We start from the raw sequence: 360 nt of genomic DNA on the forward strand, positions 1-360 counted from the left end.
AGTAACTACCCAAGCACAAGTATTGTTATCAAAAGTAGCAGTTTCCCAGCATTCTGTTGTTGGTTCAGCAGGTTGTGATCCAGTAACTACCCAAGTACAGGTATTGTTATCAAAGGTTGCCGTTTCCCAACATTCCGTTGATGGTTCTACAGGTTGTGTTCCAGAAACTGTCCAAGCACAGGTATTGTTATCAAAGGTTGCCGTTTCCCAACATTCAGTTGATGGTTCTACAGGTTGTGTTCCAGTAACTACCCAAGCACATGTGTTGTTGTCAAAAGTTGCCGTCTCCCAACATTCTGTAGATGGTTCAGTTGGTTGTGTTCCAGTGACTACCCATACACAGGTATTGTTATCAAAGGT

The 360-nt window shown here is 42.8% G+C and carries 1 protein-coding gene; it reads right to left on the bottom strand.

What is annotated here, in order from left to right; genetic code table 11:
• The coding region (locus OS191_RS00020) for a hypothetical protein (protein WP_267153662.1) at window positions 1–360 on the bottom strand (360 nt) is incomplete at both ends.

Origin of the sequence: Xanthomarina sp. F2636L (assembly GCF_026410195.1) — a bacterium.
In the GTDB taxonomy this organism is placed as follows: domain Bacteria; phylum Bacteroidota; class Bacteroidia; order Flavobacteriales; family Flavobacteriaceae; genus Xanthomarina.